The 15,463-nt window shown below is 69.9% G+C and carries 13 protein-coding genes and 2 tRNA genes; 3 read left to right on the top strand and 12 right to left on the bottom strand.

The genetic code is table 11. The features are described from left to right. Positions 1 to 21: 21 nt before the first annotated feature. The 7 genes from G3I56_RS39030 to G3I56_RS39000 form a co-directional block, all read right to left on the bottom strand. Positions 22 to 2,274, bottom strand: a complete 2,253-nt coding sequence (locus G3I56_RS39030; protein WP_164417688.1) for a glycosyltransferase family 39 protein — start codon at positions 2,272 to 2,274, stop codon at positions 22 to 24. Continuing rightward, positions 2,271 to 3,794, bottom strand: a complete 1,524-nt coding sequence (locus tag G3I56_RS39025; protein WP_164417686.1) for a bifunctional glycosyltransferase family 2/GtrA family protein — start codon at positions 3,792 to 3,794, stop codon at positions 2,271 to 2,273. Before G3I56_RS39025 ends, G3I56_RS39030 begins: the two co-directional genes overlap by 4 nt. 14 nt (positions 3,795 to 3,808) lie before the next feature. Beyond that, positions 3,809 to 5,647: a HAMP domain-containing sensor histidine kinase gene (locus G3I56_RS39020; RefSeq protein WP_164417684.1), complete on the bottom strand. Its 1,839-nt coding sequence runs from the start codon at positions 5,645 to 5,647 to the stop codon at positions 3,809 to 3,811. Between the two features lie 62 nt (positions 5,648 to 5,709). Continuing rightward, on the bottom strand, positions 5,710 to 6,447 hold the full coding sequence (locus G3I56_RS39015; protein WP_044471956.1) for a response regulator transcription factor: 738 nt from the start codon (positions 6,445 to 6,447) through the stop codon (positions 5,710 to 5,712). A 331-nt stretch (positions 6,448 to 6,778) separates the two neighbouring features. Next, positions 6,779 to 7,702 carry an amidohydrolase family protein gene (locus G3I56_RS39010; RefSeq protein ID WP_343240185.1) on the bottom strand — a complete coding sequence of 308 codons (924 nt, stop codon included), beginning with the start codon at positions 7,700 to 7,702 and terminating at the stop codon, positions 6,779 to 6,781. Between the two features lie 161 nt (positions 7,703 to 7,863). Continuing rightward, entirely contained in the window at positions 7,864 to 8,775 is a 912-nt protein-coding gene (locus tag G3I56_RS39005) for a DUF2797 domain-containing protein (protein ID WP_164417680.1), read from the bottom strand. Between the two features lie 90 nt (positions 8,776 to 8,865). Then, positions 8,866 to 9,237 carry an HGxxPAAW family protein gene (locus G3I56_RS39000; RefSeq protein ID WP_164417678.1) on the bottom strand — a complete coding sequence of 124 codons (372 nt, stop codon included), beginning with the start codon at positions 9,235 to 9,237 and terminating at the stop codon, positions 8,866 to 8,868. Between the two features lie 86 nt (positions 9,238 to 9,323). Between G3I56_RS39000 and G3I56_RS38995 the strand changes: the two genes are divergently transcribed. Then, positions 9,324 to 9,836 (top strand): helix-turn-helix domain-containing protein, encoded by a 513-nt coding sequence (locus tag G3I56_RS38995; protein ID WP_164417676.1) that lies wholly within the window; start codon positions 9,324 to 9,326, stop codon positions 9,834 to 9,836. A 155-nt stretch (positions 9,837 to 9,991) separates the two neighbouring features. Here the strand turns inward: G3I56_RS38995 and G3I56_RS38990 are convergent, their stop codons facing one another. The 5 genes from G3I56_RS38990 to G3I56_RS38970 form a co-directional block, all read right to left on the bottom strand. Beyond that, entirely contained in the window at positions 9,992 to 10,138 is a 147-nt protein-coding gene (locus G3I56_RS38990) for a hypothetical protein (RefSeq protein ID WP_164417674.1), read from the bottom strand. 13 nt (positions 10,139 to 10,151) lie between these two features. Further along, positions 10,152 to 10,658, bottom strand: coding sequence for an NUDIX domain-containing protein (locus tag G3I56_RS38985; RefSeq protein ID WP_164417672.1), 507 nt, complete (start codon positions 10,656 to 10,658; stop codon positions 10,152 to 10,154). 100 nt (positions 10,659 to 10,758) lie between these two features. Further along, the gene (locus tag G3I56_RS38980; protein ID WP_164417670.1) at positions 10,759 to 11,436 is read right to left on the bottom strand and encodes a class I SAM-dependent methyltransferase; all 678 of its coding nucleotides are present in this window, start codon (positions 11,434 to 11,436) and stop codon (positions 10,759 to 10,761) included. A gap of 303 nt (positions 11,437 to 11,739) precedes the next feature. Then, positions 11,740 to 11,812, bottom strand: a tRNA-Arg gene (locus tag G3I56_RS38975). 207 nt (positions 11,813 to 12,019) lie between these two features. Further along, positions 12,020 to 12,110 (bottom strand) — tRNA-Ser (locus G3I56_RS38970). A gap of 222 nt (positions 12,111 to 12,332) precedes the next feature. Between G3I56_RS38970 and G3I56_RS38965 the strand changes: the two genes are divergently transcribed. Together G3I56_RS38965 and G3I56_RS38960 are read left to right on the top strand one after the other, a co-directional pair. Continuing rightward, complete coding sequence (locus G3I56_RS38965; RefSeq protein ID WP_164417668.1) at positions 12,333 to 12,917, top strand: SSI family serine proteinase inhibitor; 585 nt, start codon at positions 12,333 to 12,335, stop codon at positions 12,915 to 12,917. Between the two features lie 269 nt (positions 12,918 to 13,186). Beyond that, the coding region (locus tag G3I56_RS38960) for a PAS domain-containing protein (RefSeq protein ID WP_164417665.1) at positions 13,187 to 15,463 on the top strand (2,277 nt) is incomplete at its 3' end.

The following is a 15,463-nucleotide window of genomic DNA, read 5'->3' as shown; positions in this document are numbered from 1 at the left end:
AGAACCCTCAGCCGCTACCGATCAGCTGCTGCTCGTCGGCTGGGTCAGGTCGTAGAAGGTGGCCGAACCCACGGTCACCTTCTTGAAGTTGCTCTCGACCCACGAGCTGATCTGGGACGACGTGCTCGTCGTGCTGCTGCCGCCGCCCATGCCACCGCCGCCGGAGCCGCTGGAGATGAAGTAGTGGATCTTGCCGTCCTCCACGTACTTCTTGAACTCGGCCAGCGTCGGGGACGGGTCGGTGCCGTTGAAGCCGCCGATCGCCATCACCGGGTCGCCGGTGGAGAGCTGGTAACTCGCCGCGTTCTGGGCGCCGATGGCCGCCGCGGCCCACTTGTAGTCGCCGGCGTTCTTCTCCAGCAGGGCCTTGGCCTCGCTGGTGACGCTGGCGCCGTTGAGCAGACCGCCCACGCCACCGCCGCCGCCCATGCCGCCGCCGTCACCGGTCTGGCCGCCGGGACCGCCCTGCTGGGTGTTGCCGTTGCCCTGCTGCTGGTTGCCCTGGGTGTTGTTGCCGCCGCCCGGGAAGCCACCGCCGTTGCCGCCGGTCGGGGGCTGGCCCATGCCGCCACCCTGCTGGGTGCCCTGCCGGCCGCCCTGGGTGGTGCCGCCACCAGGGCCGCCGCCCATGCCGCCACCACCGCCGAACCCACCGCGACCGCCCGCCACGGACGGGCCCGCCGTGACGATCGAGCCGGTGTGACCCTCGTTGAGGGTGGTGAGGGAGTACGCGGTCGGACCAGCCAGCGCCGTTACGAAGCTCAACCCGACGACAGCCAGGGCCAGTTGACGCCCGAGCCGGTTGACGAAGACGAGCCCCAGCGCGGCCGTGAGACCGCCCACCAGCACAAGCCACTTCAGCCAGGGCATGTAGTCGGAGGAGCGGTTGAGGAGGACGTAACCCCAGACCGCGGTGGCCGTCGTGGCACCCGCGAGCGCCAGCGACGCCCACAGCTTGCCCCGCTCCTGCCAGAGCTGGGCCGCGCCCATGCCGACCAGCGGCGCGATGTAGGGGGCGAGGGCGACGGTGTAGTAGTCGTGGAAGATGCCCTGCATGTAGCTGAAGATCACCATGGTGATCAGCAGCGAGCCGCCCCAGAGGAGGAGCCCGGCGCGGGCGGTGTCCGTGCGCCTGGCCTTGCGGCCGGCCCAGATCGCCGCGGCGAGCAGGATCAGCGCGGCCGGGATCAGCCAGGAGATCTGGCCGCCGCTCTCGGAGCTGAACATCCGGCTCCAGCCGGTCGTGCCCCACATTCCGGTGCCGCCTCCGCCGCCACCGCCGCCGACACTGCCGGTCTCGTCGCCGTTGATACGGCCAAGTCCGTTGTAACCAAAGGTCAGTTCAAGGAAGGAGTTGTTCTGCGAGCCGCCGATGTAGGGGCGCGAGGACGCCGGCCACAGCTCGACGATCGCGACCCACCAGCCGCCCGCGACGATCATCGCGAGCCCGGCGGCCAGTACCTGTCCGATGCGCCTGCGGACGCTGGTCGGCGCGAAGATCACGTACACCAGTGCCAGCACCGGCAGGATCAGGAAGGCCTGGAGCGTCTTGACCAGGAAGGCGAAACCGATCGCCGTACCCGCCCAGACCAGCCACTTCGTCTCGGCCTTCTCCATGGCGCGCTGGGTGCAGTAGACCGCTGCGGCCATCAGGAGCGCGAGGAGCGCGTCCGGGTTGTTGAAGCGGAACATCAGCACGGCGACGGGCGTCACCGCGAAAGCCGCCATCGTGAGGAACCCGGCCGTGGCGCTGAACCGGCGGCGCACGGACGCGTACAGCACACCCGCCGTGGCGACGGCCATCAGGACCTGCGGGAACAGGATCGCGAAGGAGTTGAGACCGAACAGGCGGACCGACAGCGCCATCGGCCAGAGGGAGGCCGGGGGCTTGTCGACGGTGATGGCGTTGGCCGAGTCGAGGGAGCCGAAGAAGAAGGCCTTCCAGGACTGGCTGCCGGCCTGAACCGCCGCCGAGTAGAAGGAGTTGGCGTATCCGGAGGCGGTCAGGTTCCAGGTGTAGAGCGCGCCGATCACCAGCAGCGTGGCGAGGAACGCGGGCCGCACCCACCGGTGGTCCTCGGGCCGTCCGCGCCACAGTCTGTGTACGAAGGGCTGCTTGGGCTCACCGGACGAAGTCGCCGGCACTGCCGTCCCGGGAACCGCCCTCTGCTGTACGGCAGTTGAATCCGGTGAATCCGGCGGCGGATACGAGGGGCTCACACCCCCCGGCCCCGAGGGGCCCGTATGGGTCGTCTGGTCGAAGTGAGTGGTCATCGCGGGTTCCTCGGATCCTGGCTGTCGTGCGGGCGCACCGGCTGGAGCCGCGTGGTCGGGTCCCCCCAGGTGCGGTCCGCGACATCACCGGCGCGGAACTGGTCGGTGGGGTAAGGGGAGTTGCCGTACGAGGCGTTGACGTTGCCGGCGTTGTTGACGTTGCCGGCGCTGCTGACGTTGCTGTGCGAGGCGTTGGCGTACGGGCCTGTGGTGTACGCCTGGTAGACGGGCGAGGTCGGCTTGTGCGAGGCGACCACCGTCGACGATGAGGCTGGTTCGCCGGTCTCGTCCGGGAACACCCAGGCCCTGAAGAGCAGGAACCGCAGCACCGTCGCCGCGAGGTTGGCGGCGATGAGCACCGCCAGTTCCGTGGAGTGCCCGGGGTCGCTGGTCGCCGCGTTGAGGGCGGCGAGCGAGCCGCTGGTGAGGGCGAGTCCGATGCCGAAGACGACCAGGCCCTGCGCCTGGTGCCGTACCGCCCCGCCCCGGCCGGTCACCCCGAAGGTCAGGCGCCGGTTGGCCGCGGTGTTCGCGACGGCGGAGACCAGCAGCGCGAGCGCGTTGGCGATCTGCGAGCCGGCGAAGCCCCGGAAGGCGCTGTAGAGCACCAGGTAGAAGAGGGTCGACATACCGCCGACCACACAGAATCCGACGAGCTGGCGGGCCAGCCCCTTCGGTACGTCCTTGATGTCGCGGTCGCGCGGATCGTCGCCGAAGGGCCGGGTGAGCCGGTCCAGCGGCAGTGAGCCGGTGGCCAGGGCCTTGCCCACGCGCAACACTCCCTTCAGGTCGTCGGTCGCGGTCTTGACGATGTGGACGGTCGATTCCGGGTCGTCGACCCAGTCGACCGGCACCTCGTGGATACGCAGGCCCGCGCGCTCGGCGAGCACCAGCATCTCGGTGTCGAAGAACCAGCCGGTGTCCTCGATGAGCGGCAGCAGGATCTGGGCGACATCACGCCGGATGGCCTTGAATCCGCACTGCGCGTCCGTGAAGCGGGCCTGGAGCGAGCCACGCAGGATCAGGTTGTACGTCCGGCTGATGAACTCCCGCTTGGCACCGCGCACGACGCGCGACGAGCGGGCGAGCCGGGAGCCGATCGCGAGGTCCGAGTGACCGGAGATCAGCGGTGCCACCAGCGGCAGCAGGGCGTTGAGGTCCGTCGACAGGTCGACGTCCATGTAGGCGAGGATCGGCGCGTCGGACGCGGACCACACTGTCCGCAGTGCTCGGCCGCGCCCCTTCTGCTCCAGCCGGAAGGACCTGACCTCCGGCAGCTCCGCCGCCAGCCGCGCCGCCACCAGGGGAGTGGTGTCCGTGGACGCGTTGTCCGCAACCGTGATGCGGAACGCGTACGGGAACGTGCGCTTGAGGTGCTCGTGGAGTCTGAGCACGCATGGCTGGAGGTCCTTCTCCTCGTTGTAGACGGGGATCACTACGTCCAGGACAGGCGTACCGGCTGCCGCGGCCGGGAGGTGCTCCCGCGCCGGCAGGGTGCCGGGAGAAGAGTCGGTTCGCATAGGACCGACTTTCGTCAGGCCCCCTGTTGCACCCATGTGGTGGCACTGTGCTGTGCCTGTGAGTCCGATTGCCAGTTTGTTTCTGGTGCCGCTTCAGGGGCGAGGGCCGGCAGATGCACCGTGAAGATGGTCTGTCCGGGCACGCTGTCGACGGTCACCGCGCCGCCGTGCGCGGTCGCGACGGCCTGCACGATGGCGAGCCCGAGCCCGGTGGACCCGGTGGTGCGGGAGCGCGCGGTGTCGCCGCGCGCGAACCGTTCGAACACATGCGGCAACAGGTCGGCCGGGATGCCCTGTCCGTCGTCCTGCACGTCGACACACAGCCACGGCCCGCGCCGCTGCACGCGCGCGGTGACGGTCGTCCCGGGCGGGGTGTGTGTACGGGCGTTGGCCAGCAGGTTCACCAGGACCTGCTGCAACCGGGCCGCGTCCGCCGACACCAGCGCGGGCTCGTCGGGCAGATCGAGCCGCCAGTTGTGCTCCCGGCCTGCGGCGCGCGCGTCGCTGACGGTGTCCACGACGAGGGGTACGAGGTCGGTCTGGTCGAACTGGAGCGGCCGGCCCGCGTCGAGGCGGGCGAGCAGCAGGAGATCCTCGACGAGTAGCGTCATACGCCCCGCCTCGGACTCGATCCGCCCGAGCGCGTGCCGGGTGTCCGGCCCGGTCTCCTCGCGTCCACGTCTCGTCAGCTCGGCGTATCCGCGGATCGACGCCAGCGGCGTACGCAGCTCATGACTGGCGTCCGCGACGAACTGGCGTACGCGCATCTCGCTCTGCTGACGCGAGTGGAGGGCGCCCTGCACATGGTCGAGCATCCGGTTGAGCGCGGCGCCGACCTGGCCGACCTCGGTGTGCGGGTCGGTCTCGGACTCGGCGACCCGCTCGTTGAGGGTCACCTCGCCGGTGTGCAGCGGGAGTTCGGAGACCCGGGTGGCGGTCGAGGCGACCCTGCGGAGGGGGCGGAGCGCCACTCCGACGAGGACCGTGCCGGCGATACCGGCGGCGACGAGACCGGCGGCGGTGACACTGACCTCCACGAGGATCAGGGTGTTGATGGTCGTGGTGACCGACTTGGTGGGCAGGGCGACGTAGTAGTTGCCGCTGCCGTTGTTGCTGGTGACGTACTTGACCCGGTACTCACCGAGCCCGGTGAGGGTGACGGTGTGCAGGCCGTCGCTGCGGGAGACGGCGGCCAGTTCGGCCATCTGCGCCTTGGTCAGCGGGATCGCGTCCATGCCGAGGATGGGACTGCCGGTCACACTCGCACTCGTGTTCACATTCGTGTTCGACTGCATGTTGGCGACGTACGCCTTGGTGACGCCACCGTTCGTGTCGACGGCGGCGGCGACGGTGTACTCCTGCGTCCCGCCCTTCTGCATGAACTGCGTGAGCCGTTCCTGGACGGTCAGCTGACGGGTGCCCGCATCGGAGGGGTCTTTGTCGGCGGTGGCGGCCGAGGGATCCGTGGTGGACGAGGGATCCGTGGTGGACGAGGGATCCGTGGTCGACGAGGGATCCGTGGTCGACGAGGAATCTGTAGTGGACGAGCCGCTACTGCCCGGCGCCCCGCTGGGCAGTCTGACGTTGTCCTTCTCACCACGCGGGCCCTGCCCGAGCGGGGGCCCGCCGACACGGTTGGCGGCCTCGCTGACCTGGCTGTCCAACTGCTTGTAGAGATGCTGCTGGAGCGCGATGGTCGTCACCGTGCCCATCACCGCGCACACCACGGCGATCAGCGAGACCGCCGAGACGACGAGCCGCGTCCGAAGGGTCTTCGGCCTGCTCTGCCGTTGCGCCTTCTGCTCGGACCTGCCCAGCCTCCGCTGCCCGCCCGCTTTCCTCTTACTGCTCACAGTGCTGCCCTCCTACCGGGCTCGACCACGTCTTCCGGAGCGGCACCACCAATGACATGGGGTCAGCCGGCGGGCTTGATCAGATATCCGGCGCCGCGCCGGGTGTGGATCATCGGCTCGCGCCCGGCGTCGATCTTTCGCCGCAGGTAGGAGATGTACAGCTCGACTACGTTCGCCTGGCCGCCGAAGTCGTACGACCACACGCGGTCGAGTATCTGGGCCTTGCTGAGCACGCGCCGCGGGTTGCGCATCAGGAAGCGCAGCAGCTCGAACTCGGTCGCGGTGAGGTGGATGCCGTCCCCGGCACGGGACACCTCGTGGCTGTCCTCGTCGAGGGTGAGGTCACCGACGACCAGCACGGAGTCGGAGCGCCGGTCGGCCGCACCGGAGCGCCGGATCAGGCCGCGCAGCCGCGCCACCACCTCTTCGAGGCTGAAGGGCTTGGTGACGTAGTCGTCGCCGCCCGCGGTGAGGCCCGCGATCCGGTCCTCGACGGCGTCCTTCGCCGTCAGGAACAGGACGGGGACCTCGGGCAGCTCGCGCCGCAGTCGGCCGAGGACGGTGAGGCCGTCCATGTCGGGCAGCATCATGTCGAGAACGACGGCGTCGGGCCGGAACTCGCGTGCGGTCTGCACCGCACCCGTTCCGTCACCCGCGCTGCGGATCTGCCAGCCTTCGTAGCGAAGGGCCATGGACAGCAGCTCGGTGATCGACAGCTCGTCGTCCACCACAAGCACGCGGACGGGGCTCCCGTCCGGCCTCAGCAGTTCGGTGCGCCCCTGGGGCGAGGTCGTGGTCATAGCGGAAACCTTGTCGGTGTCCTCTGAGAGCGAGCTTTCTGGAACCTGTGATTTTCCTGAGAAACTCACAGGCGCCTCTCAGGGAACCCCTGGGAATTCCGGCCCGGGGAGGCCTGGGAAGTGAGGGTGGAACCAAGTACCGGGAAGCACCGGATTCCTCTCCGACCTGCATGTTCATCGACCGCACAGACCGTCGGACCCGCCCCGGATGAGCCTCTGAGGCCGCCCTGGGGCACCCTGTGTGTCTCCTGGGCGAACCTGATCGAAAGTTACGCACCCCACTTCCGTACGCCCGATTTACCCCTTACGGCCGTCTCTTCTCACCTCGAACTCACGCCGGTGTCAGGCCCTCCTCATCCGGTTCCGCCAGCCCGAACAGCCGCGCCCCGTTGTCGTGGCAGACGGCGCGCAGCCAGTCGTCGCCGAGACCCAGCCGCTCCAGGGCGTGCAACTGGTGGACGTACGGATACGGAATGTTCGGGAAGTCCGAGCCCAGCAGAACGCGGTCGCCGAGGTCCGCCAGCCGGGGAAGCTCGGGCCGGGGGAACGGGGCCGTCCGCTCCACGAAGTCGGTGAACGCCATCGTCGTGTCCAGCCGCACCTCGCCGTACCGCTCGGCCAGGCCGAGGAAGTCCTCGTACTCGGGCAGACCCATGTGCGCGACCACCAGCCGCAGCCGGGGGTGCCGGGCCAGCACGCGCCCGATCGGCTCGGGTCCGGTGTGCTTGCCGGGCGCCGGACCGGAGCCGCAGTGGATCACCACGGGCTTCCCGGCCTCGGCGAGCAGCCCCCAGGCCGGGTCGAGAAGCTCGTCGGCCGGGTCGTACGCCCCCACCTGCACATGCGCCTTGAAGACGCGCGCGCCGGACTCGAGGGCCTCCCGGACGTACGCCTCGACACCCGGCTCGGGGAACAGGGTCGAGGTGTGCAGACAGTCGGGGGTACGGTCGGCGAAGTCGGCGGCCCAGTGATTGAGCCACTGCGCCATGCCCGCCTTGTGCGGGTAGAGCATGGCGGTGAAGGCCCGCACCCCGAACTCCCGGATCAGCGCGAGCCGTTCGTCCTCCTCCAGCCGATAGGTGATCGGCCACTCGACGCCGTCACTCACCGACCCGACGGCGTCGAAGTACGCCCAGACCTTGCGCAGTACACGCTCGGGCATGAAGTGCGTGTGCACGTCGACGAGACCGGGCAACCCGAGCCGCGCCCAGAACCGCCGGACCTCGGCGACCTCACCCTCGACGGAAACGTCGATGTCGGCGACGTCGGCGACGTCGGCTTCAGCACCGGCGTTTCCGTCCGCCGTGGCTCCACTCGTGCCGTCCACCGTCATCCCCCTCTCACTTCGCTCTTCACACGTCACACTTCACTCCGACTGGCCGTACGACGTCGAATGGACTCGTCTGGCGTCGGGGCTCAGAACAACCCGTCCTGTACCCCCGCCGACTCCTTCGCCGCCTTGAACTCCCGCACGGGAACGCTGAATCCACCACTCCCGACGGGTACCAACTCCCACCCGGTCATCAGCCTGGTGTCCAGCACCACCACTCCCTTCCCGTCCCCCCGCTCGTTGCCCCGCCCGTCCTCGACCGCGAGATGCAGATCGGGCCCGGCTGCCGCCACCAGCTCGCCCCCGACGACACCCCCCGCGACCAGCTCACTCACCGCACCCACGGCCGGCGCCAGCCCGGTCAGCCCGAACGCCCCGACGTGGTCGACGACTTGGCAGGACGCCCGCTCCAGAGAATCGGGCCAGCCGCCCAGCGCCACCGCCCGGGCGTGCAGGTCCTCGACCTCGGCGGCCCGCTCCGCCGCCGACCCCGGCAGCGCGGCCCGCACCGCCCGCTTGTCGGCGTACGGAATCCGGTCCGGGACCCCGAGTGCAGCGCGCAGTAGCTCCTCCGTACGCCGGGCGGCCATCAGCGGGCCGACGCCCAGCCAGCTGAAAACGACTGCACCCTGCTCAAGCAGCCGCGCCGAGCCCCGCTCCAGCGCCGTGATGCCGACCTTGGTCATCCCGGGCCCGAACCACGCCAGATATACGTGGTACGGCCGTGGATCGTCCGCGATCGTGTCGGCGGCGACCGAGTGCGCCCGGTCCAGCCGCGCGCACTCCTCGCACCGCGCCCCCGTGCTCCGCCCCGACACCCCCGCCCGTATCGGACAGGCGTTCCCCCGCGCTCCCACACATGTACGTACGCCCCCTTCCGTGACCCCGAAGGCCACCCTCTTCCCCCAGGTCAGCGCACTACCGCGCCCACCGTCCCACCGCAGCACGGGACCGTCCGCCGTCCACCGCAGCCCCGAGCATTTCCACGCCTGTGCCATCCCTTGCGAGACTACGGGGTACCACTGACAACGCCTGCTCCGGCGACAAAGACGCAGTTCAGAGAGCCCAATGGCCAGGCAGCCGGAGAGTCAGACGCGTTCCGGAACGACCCGGACGGCCTCGACGGCCTCAGCGGCAATGGCCGTACCGCTCACACTGGCCACCCGCCGCCCCCGCCCCGCGAGCCGGCACCCCACGCACTCCGGATGCCCAGCCCGCGCCGAGCGGTCCCGCTCCCGCATCGGCCACTCCCCGACCGGCCGCACCCCCGGCGGCTTCCCCCACCCGGTGAGATGCAGTACCCAGGTGACCAGGACGGATACCGCCACCACCACGCTCCCGCCGGTCACGACCAGGGCCGAGGTCGTACAAATGCCCAGCCCGAGTACGCAGGACCCGAGGGTCGCGATGGCGGTGCCGGTCCAGCCGGCGACGGTGTGCCCCTCGTCGTATGTGCTCACGTCCGCGTCTCCCCAGTAGAATCGAGAATCTCTCACGCCGTAAGTAGTTTAGACACAAAACCTCTCACGAACTAAGGCAATTTACGATGCAAGGCACGCCCGACACCCCCGGCGGCGCGCAGGACGGCCCGCCCCGCCAGCCCGCGACCCCCGCCCAGATGCTCAAGGAGATGGACCACACCATCGCGACGCACCTGCTCAGCCAGCAGGAAATGGCGCGTCGCCTCAACATGAACGTCACCGACATCACCTGCTTCGGCTACGTCCTGGAGGCCGGCGAGGACCTGCTCACCGCCGGCGACCTGGCCGAGCGCGCACACGTCACCACGGGCGCCGTCACCGGAATCCTCAACCGCCTCGAACGCGCGGGCTACATCACCCGTCGCCCCGACCCGGACGACCGCCGCCGGGTCCGCGTGGCCGCCCAACCGGACGCAGTCGCCCAGGCGTACGCCCTCTACGAGCCCTACTACGCCCGCCTGGCCACCCTCGTCGCCGACTACTCCCCCGCCGAAGTCGCCGTACTGGCCGACTGGTTCACGCGTCAGGGCAAACTGGCCCGGGAGTACATGGACGAGATCCGCGAGACGGACACGTAGACGAGCACGTAACCGGGCACCAAGAGAACAGCGGCCGTGGCATGCGGCTCACAGGTGCCGGTGTTGCGCGCGAACCTCGGAAACGTCCCCTAACCCCGCGCCGCCCGTACGACGTCCGAACGCGTTCGAACCTGCGCGACGGCCAGCCCGTCCCTTCACGGCCCCGGGGCTGCCCACCGAACCGCCATCAGCTCCACGCCGTCGACCACCGGGACCCGTAGATCACGCTGTACGACGGGATCTCGGGGCAGGGGAGGGCCGAGCCGCAACAGCCGCTGGAGGAGATGACTACGCGGGTTCATCGAAGCCGGCCCCCTAACTGCCCGACTGATAGCGGCGCAGAACCTCAACACCATCAGGTACGAAGGCCAGTTGCCGGGCCATTACCTGCAACTCGCCGTCGCTGACCCACCCGTGCCAGGCGATCTCCGCCGGGTCGGGCGAGAGGTCCTCGGCGACAACGGCTTCGTGGACGCCGAGCCAGTACGGGCTGATGGCCCCCCGGCAAAGGAACTTGAAGGCGAACCGCACGTCCACCCGTACCCCCAACTCCTCCGTGAGTTCACGGCCGGCGGCCTCCTCCCAGCTCTCCCCGACGTCGACAGCGCCGCCCACCAGCCAGTTGTACTGCCCCGGAAACCGCGCGAGCCCATCAGCCCGCCGATGCACCAGCAGCCGCCCGCCGGCATCCCGGCACACAGTGGTGGCGACCCGGTGCAGCCATCCGCGCCGAACGGCCTCCCCGCGTTCCACCACCCCGACGACGCGATCCAGCTCGTCCACCCGTTCCACCAGTTCCACGCGCCCCACCGGATCGGCCACGGGCCAACGGTGACACAGAAGGAGGCAGCGGGAGAGGACCCGGAGAAGGACGAGAAAGAGAAGAGGAGGACAGGAGAGAGGAGAACGGACGGGAAAGAGGTCAACTCCGCGCCGGCTGCCGCCACACCAGGGTGTACCGCCAGAAGAGCCGCCGCCGCACCCGGCACCCGGGCAACACCCGCCGCGCCTCCCTCACCACCTCACCGAATCCCATCTCCGCCGCTCGCGTCCGCGCACTCATGGCGACCGGCCGCACCGCCGGCCGCCCCCGGTTCTTCACCCATGCCATGACAACGTTCGCGGGAATGGCGACGCCCCCCAGCAAGTGATCAACAGGACTCTCCCTCCGGGCCAGCCCCACCACGACAAGCGTCCCACCGGGCGCGAGTCGCTGCCGAAAGAGGGCGAGCGCGTCGGCGTACGGAAGATGGTGCACGACGGCGACACAGGTGATGACGTCGTAGGAACCGTCCGGGCCGTCGGGAAGGCCGGTCATCACATCCGCGGCGGTGAACGTGACCGGGGCGATGGGGGAGGTGGATCCCCGCGCCCGATCGACGATCGCAGGGTCGGAGTCGACACCGAACACCGACGCCGTACTCCGCCCGGCCAGCAACCGCACCAGGTCACCGCTGCCGCACCCGACGTCCAGCGCACGGCCGTACCGCTTCGGCAACTGCCGCAGGATCCACGGGTGGTAGTGGGCGTTGTGGTCCCACGGGTGAGCGGCATGGAACCGCTCAAGCGCGCGCAGGAGAGACGGCGGCAAGATCGTCATACGGGAATCCTGGCGTAGGCCGACAAGCCGGACAATGGCGCAGGACCACCGGCTGGGCGGCTGATAGACGAACTCGACGGCCGTACCGCGCCCTGTGTCCTACGGTGAGGGTTCCCCGCCCCTGATGCCCATGATCGGGGATCCTGGCGAGGTGCCGTCCCGCCGAATCAGGGCCACCCTGCCAGGACCGCCAGGCCCCCTGGACACCCCACATCCGCTCTTGAAGTCGTTTCCGTCAAACACTCCCGTCAAGGCAAAAGCCAGAGGCCCCGTGGATTCCTCCACGGGGCCTCTGGTCTGTTGTGCACTCGGCAGGATTCGAACCTGCAACCTTCTGATCCGTAGTCAGATGCTCTATCCGTTAAGCTACGAGTGCTTGTGTCTTCTGTTGTGTTTGCTCTTCCTTCCGGGGTTTTCGACCCGGTTGGCGTTGCGGGAACAACATTACATGACTGGCGGCGTGAGGTGAAATCCGTTTGCCGCACCCTGCCTGAGCTGCGGAAACGACCGTTCGGGGCCTGCTGGAGCATCCGGGAACGACCGAAGCCCCGGTCAGTCATGACCGGGGCTTCGGGATGAGGTGCGGAGGCGGAGGGATTTGAACCCTCGATGGGATGTAAGTCCCAAACCGCATTAGCAGTGCGGCGCCATAGACCGGACTAGGCGACGCCTCCAGCACAACCTCCCGCGCGAGCGCGAGTGGTGCGTGCAGATGATGACACAGACGAGCGCGGTGTCACCAATCGCCTCCCACGGTACTAGGCAGGCGGGGCGCAGGGCAAAGGCGTTGTGCCTGCCGATGGATGGAGGGTGGTGCCGCGTGATTCGGGTGTGCTGTCCAGTGACCGCCGGGCCCGCTCGCGCAACGTCCTCCCGCGTCGGGCGTTAGTCAGGTCATGTTCAAGGTCACCGCTCATGCCTCTCGCGCCCCGCGCGCCGCCACTCCTCCGGCCGCCGCTCCTCCTCCCGGCGCCCTGACCGGCGGCGCCCTCCGCCGCCTCGCCTTCGCCGCCACCGCCGGCGTCTCCCTCGCCGCGGCTTCCCTCTCCGCCTCACCTTCGGTCGCGTATGCCGACGCCGGCCCCCAGACGCGCCCGCTCACGCCCCTCACGCCCTTCGCGCCCTTCGCACCCCTCCTCGCGCCCATGGGGCGCTCCTCCGACCACCTCACCGTCACTGTCCGCGGCACCGGTGGGCGTGGGGACGGACGGTTCGAGTTGTACTGCCATCCCGGTGGCGGCTCTCACCCCGACATCGATGACGCCTGTGGTTCGCTCGACCGGGGGGCTCGGTGGGGGAAGGATCCGTTCGCCCCCGTGTCCCCCGACAGCGTCTGCACGATGATGTACGGGGGTCCGGCGACCGCACATGTGACCGGAACCTGGGCCGGGCGTCCTGTCGATGCCACGTTCGACCGCAGTAACGGGTGCCAGATGGACCGCTGGAACCGGCTCGTACCGCTGCTGCCCGATCTTCGGTGAGCCCCCGCCCAGCTCCCCGGTCAGGCTTCTGACCGGCGCGGTAAGGCGTCCAAGGGTCCCCACAACACAGTCGCAGGAGCCCCGTAGCGCATAAGTGGTGTGAAAGGTGCCGTCACAGCCTCTCTGTCACTTCGTCGTGCGACCTCCCTCTCATCCGGCGTCGCGAGCGCAACCACTGCCCTTAGACTCCCTCGCGTGACACGTTGCGGGCCGGTAGGCAAGATGGCGTCCGCGGTAGGCAAGGTGCGGTAACAGGGAGGAAGCGTCTCGTGAGCAGCAGGCCATCCCGAGGCGCTGCTCGCCTCGCAGCCATACTCGACGCGCTGCCCGATGCGTTGGTGCTGGTCAACGCCAATGGGACCGTCGTCAACGCCAATACGATCGCCCTCGGGGCGTTCGAGACACCGGGCACCGCTCTCGTCGGGCGCGGGCTCCTCGATCTGCTGCCGGAGTTCGACTCGCGGCTGATCCCCGGCACCATGCGGCGCCCCGATTCCATGGACCCGCACGGGCAGACCAAGCCGACCCGGATGATCGCCCGGCGGACGGACGGGACCGAGTTCCCCGTCGAGGTCACCAGCGCGACTCTCGAGAACGGCCAGCAGGCGTACGACAACTACAGCTACGGCAATGACGAGCTGCTCATGCTCGTCGTACGGGATCTGTCGGGCACCGTGGACACCGAGGCCGAACTCGCGCGTTCGCAACGTCAGACCGAGATGATCCTGCGTGCCGCCGCCGAAGGGGTCGTCGGGACGGACACCGACGGGCGGGTTGTTCTCGTCAATCCCGCCGCCGCCCAGATACTCGGCTACCGGGCCAGTGATCTCGGCGGGCGGGAGCTGCATACGCTCGTCCTGCACTCGCGCGCCGACGGCGAGCCCTTCCCGTACGGCGAGTCGCCGCTCGCCGACACCCTGCGGTCCGGGCGCAAGCACCGGGTGCGCGGGCAGGTGCTGTGGTCCAAGAGCGGTGACAAGGTCTCCGTCGACCTGACGACCGCGCCCGTCCGGGACGGCGACCAGCTCGTCGGCGCCGTGATGACCTTCACCGACCGGCGCCCGTACGACTCGCTCGCCGAGGAGAAGGACGCCGCCGAAAAGCTGCACGAGGAGGAGCTGGAGCGGGTCGCCGAGCGGCACGCCTCCGAGCTCACCGCCCTGCGCCAGCAGCACGTCGCCGAGATCGAGCAGCTGCGCGAGGAGCACGAGGAGGAACTCGCCGCGGGTGACGACCGGTACGCGGCGCTCGCGGAGCGCGAGAAGGACCGGTACGAGGCTCTGGCCGGCCGGCAGGAGCAGTTGCTCGTGCTGCTCGGACGTTCGCTGCGCGGACCTCTCGACGAGCTGCGCCGCGAACTGGCCACCCTCGCCGCCGACGACGCAGGACAGCTGTGGCCCGAGGCCAACCAGGTGCTGCACCATCTGTCGGCCGGTTACTCGCGCATCACCACATTGGTCGACAACGTCCTCTCCTACCAGCGGCTCGACACGGGCGTCGACTCCATCACCCGTACGAAGGTGATGCTCGACGCGGTCGTCGCCGCCGGGGTCGACGGGGCGGTCGAACTGATCGGGCCCGGGCGTGTCCAGTTCGCCGTGCACGCGCCGCCCATAGAGGCCGAGGTCGACCCGCAGCGCCTCGCCACCGCCCTCGCGCACCTCGTTGCGGACGTCGCCGGCGTCGACGCGACCGGCAACTCACCCGCCTCCGCCGGCGGATACATGGACAACACCGTCGTCGTGGCCGCCGCCCAGCGCGGTGAGGTCGTGCGGATCGAGGTGCGCGGGCCGTACGCCGGGGGAGACCCGGTCCACGAGCCGATTGTGCGCGGGATCGTGCGCGCCCACGGCGGAGTGCTCCAGACGCACGAGGTGCCGGGCATGAGCGGCAGTGCGTACGTACTCGAGGTGCCCATCGGGGGCGGGGCGGGCGCGGTGGTGGCCGAAGCTCCGCAGGCGGGCGTCGGCGCCGAGCTGGCCGTGCCCGGACAGGCGTCGGGCGACACCAACGGCAACGGTGGTGTCAGCGGGCGGCGACGGGCGCGGCGGTCGTCTGTGGACGCCTTCCTGGAGGCCGACGTTCCGGAAGTCGCGCCTGAGGAGACCGATACCGATACCGAGTCCGGTGACTCCGGCAACGAGGCGGTCGCGCCCACCGGGCGGCGCCGGAGGCGTGCGGCCGAGGCGGCCGCCGTGGCTTCGGCGCCCGCTCCCCAGACCCAGACCCAGACCCAGACCCCGGCGCAGCCCTCGGCCGACGGGGACGGCGCTACGGGGCGTCGGCGTGGCCGCCCCAGCCCCGCCGACGTGGGCGATGCGAGCGGTGGAGATGGTGTCTCCACCGGCGCCGTCGTCCTGGCGGGCGAGCACGGCGCGGGCACGGCTGCCGCAGGGACCGGTCTGGGCGGGACGGTGCCGCCGCAGGGCGTGCCCGGCGCTCCGGGTCGGCGCGGTGGAGGGGAGCAGCACGCGTTGCCGCCCGCCCTGCCCGCGGTTCCTTCCGGGGCCCTCGGTGCGGAGGACGCCGCCGACGACGGCTCGGAC

The sequence above is a fragment of the Streptomyces sp. SID12488 genome, from assembly GCF_010548275.1.
Taxonomy (GTDB): domain Bacteria; phylum Actinomycetota; class Actinomycetes; order Streptomycetales; family Streptomycetaceae; genus Streptomyces.
The sequence above is the reverse complement of the archived record's forward strand: the minus strand, read 5'-3'. Positions and strand labels throughout refer to the sequence as shown.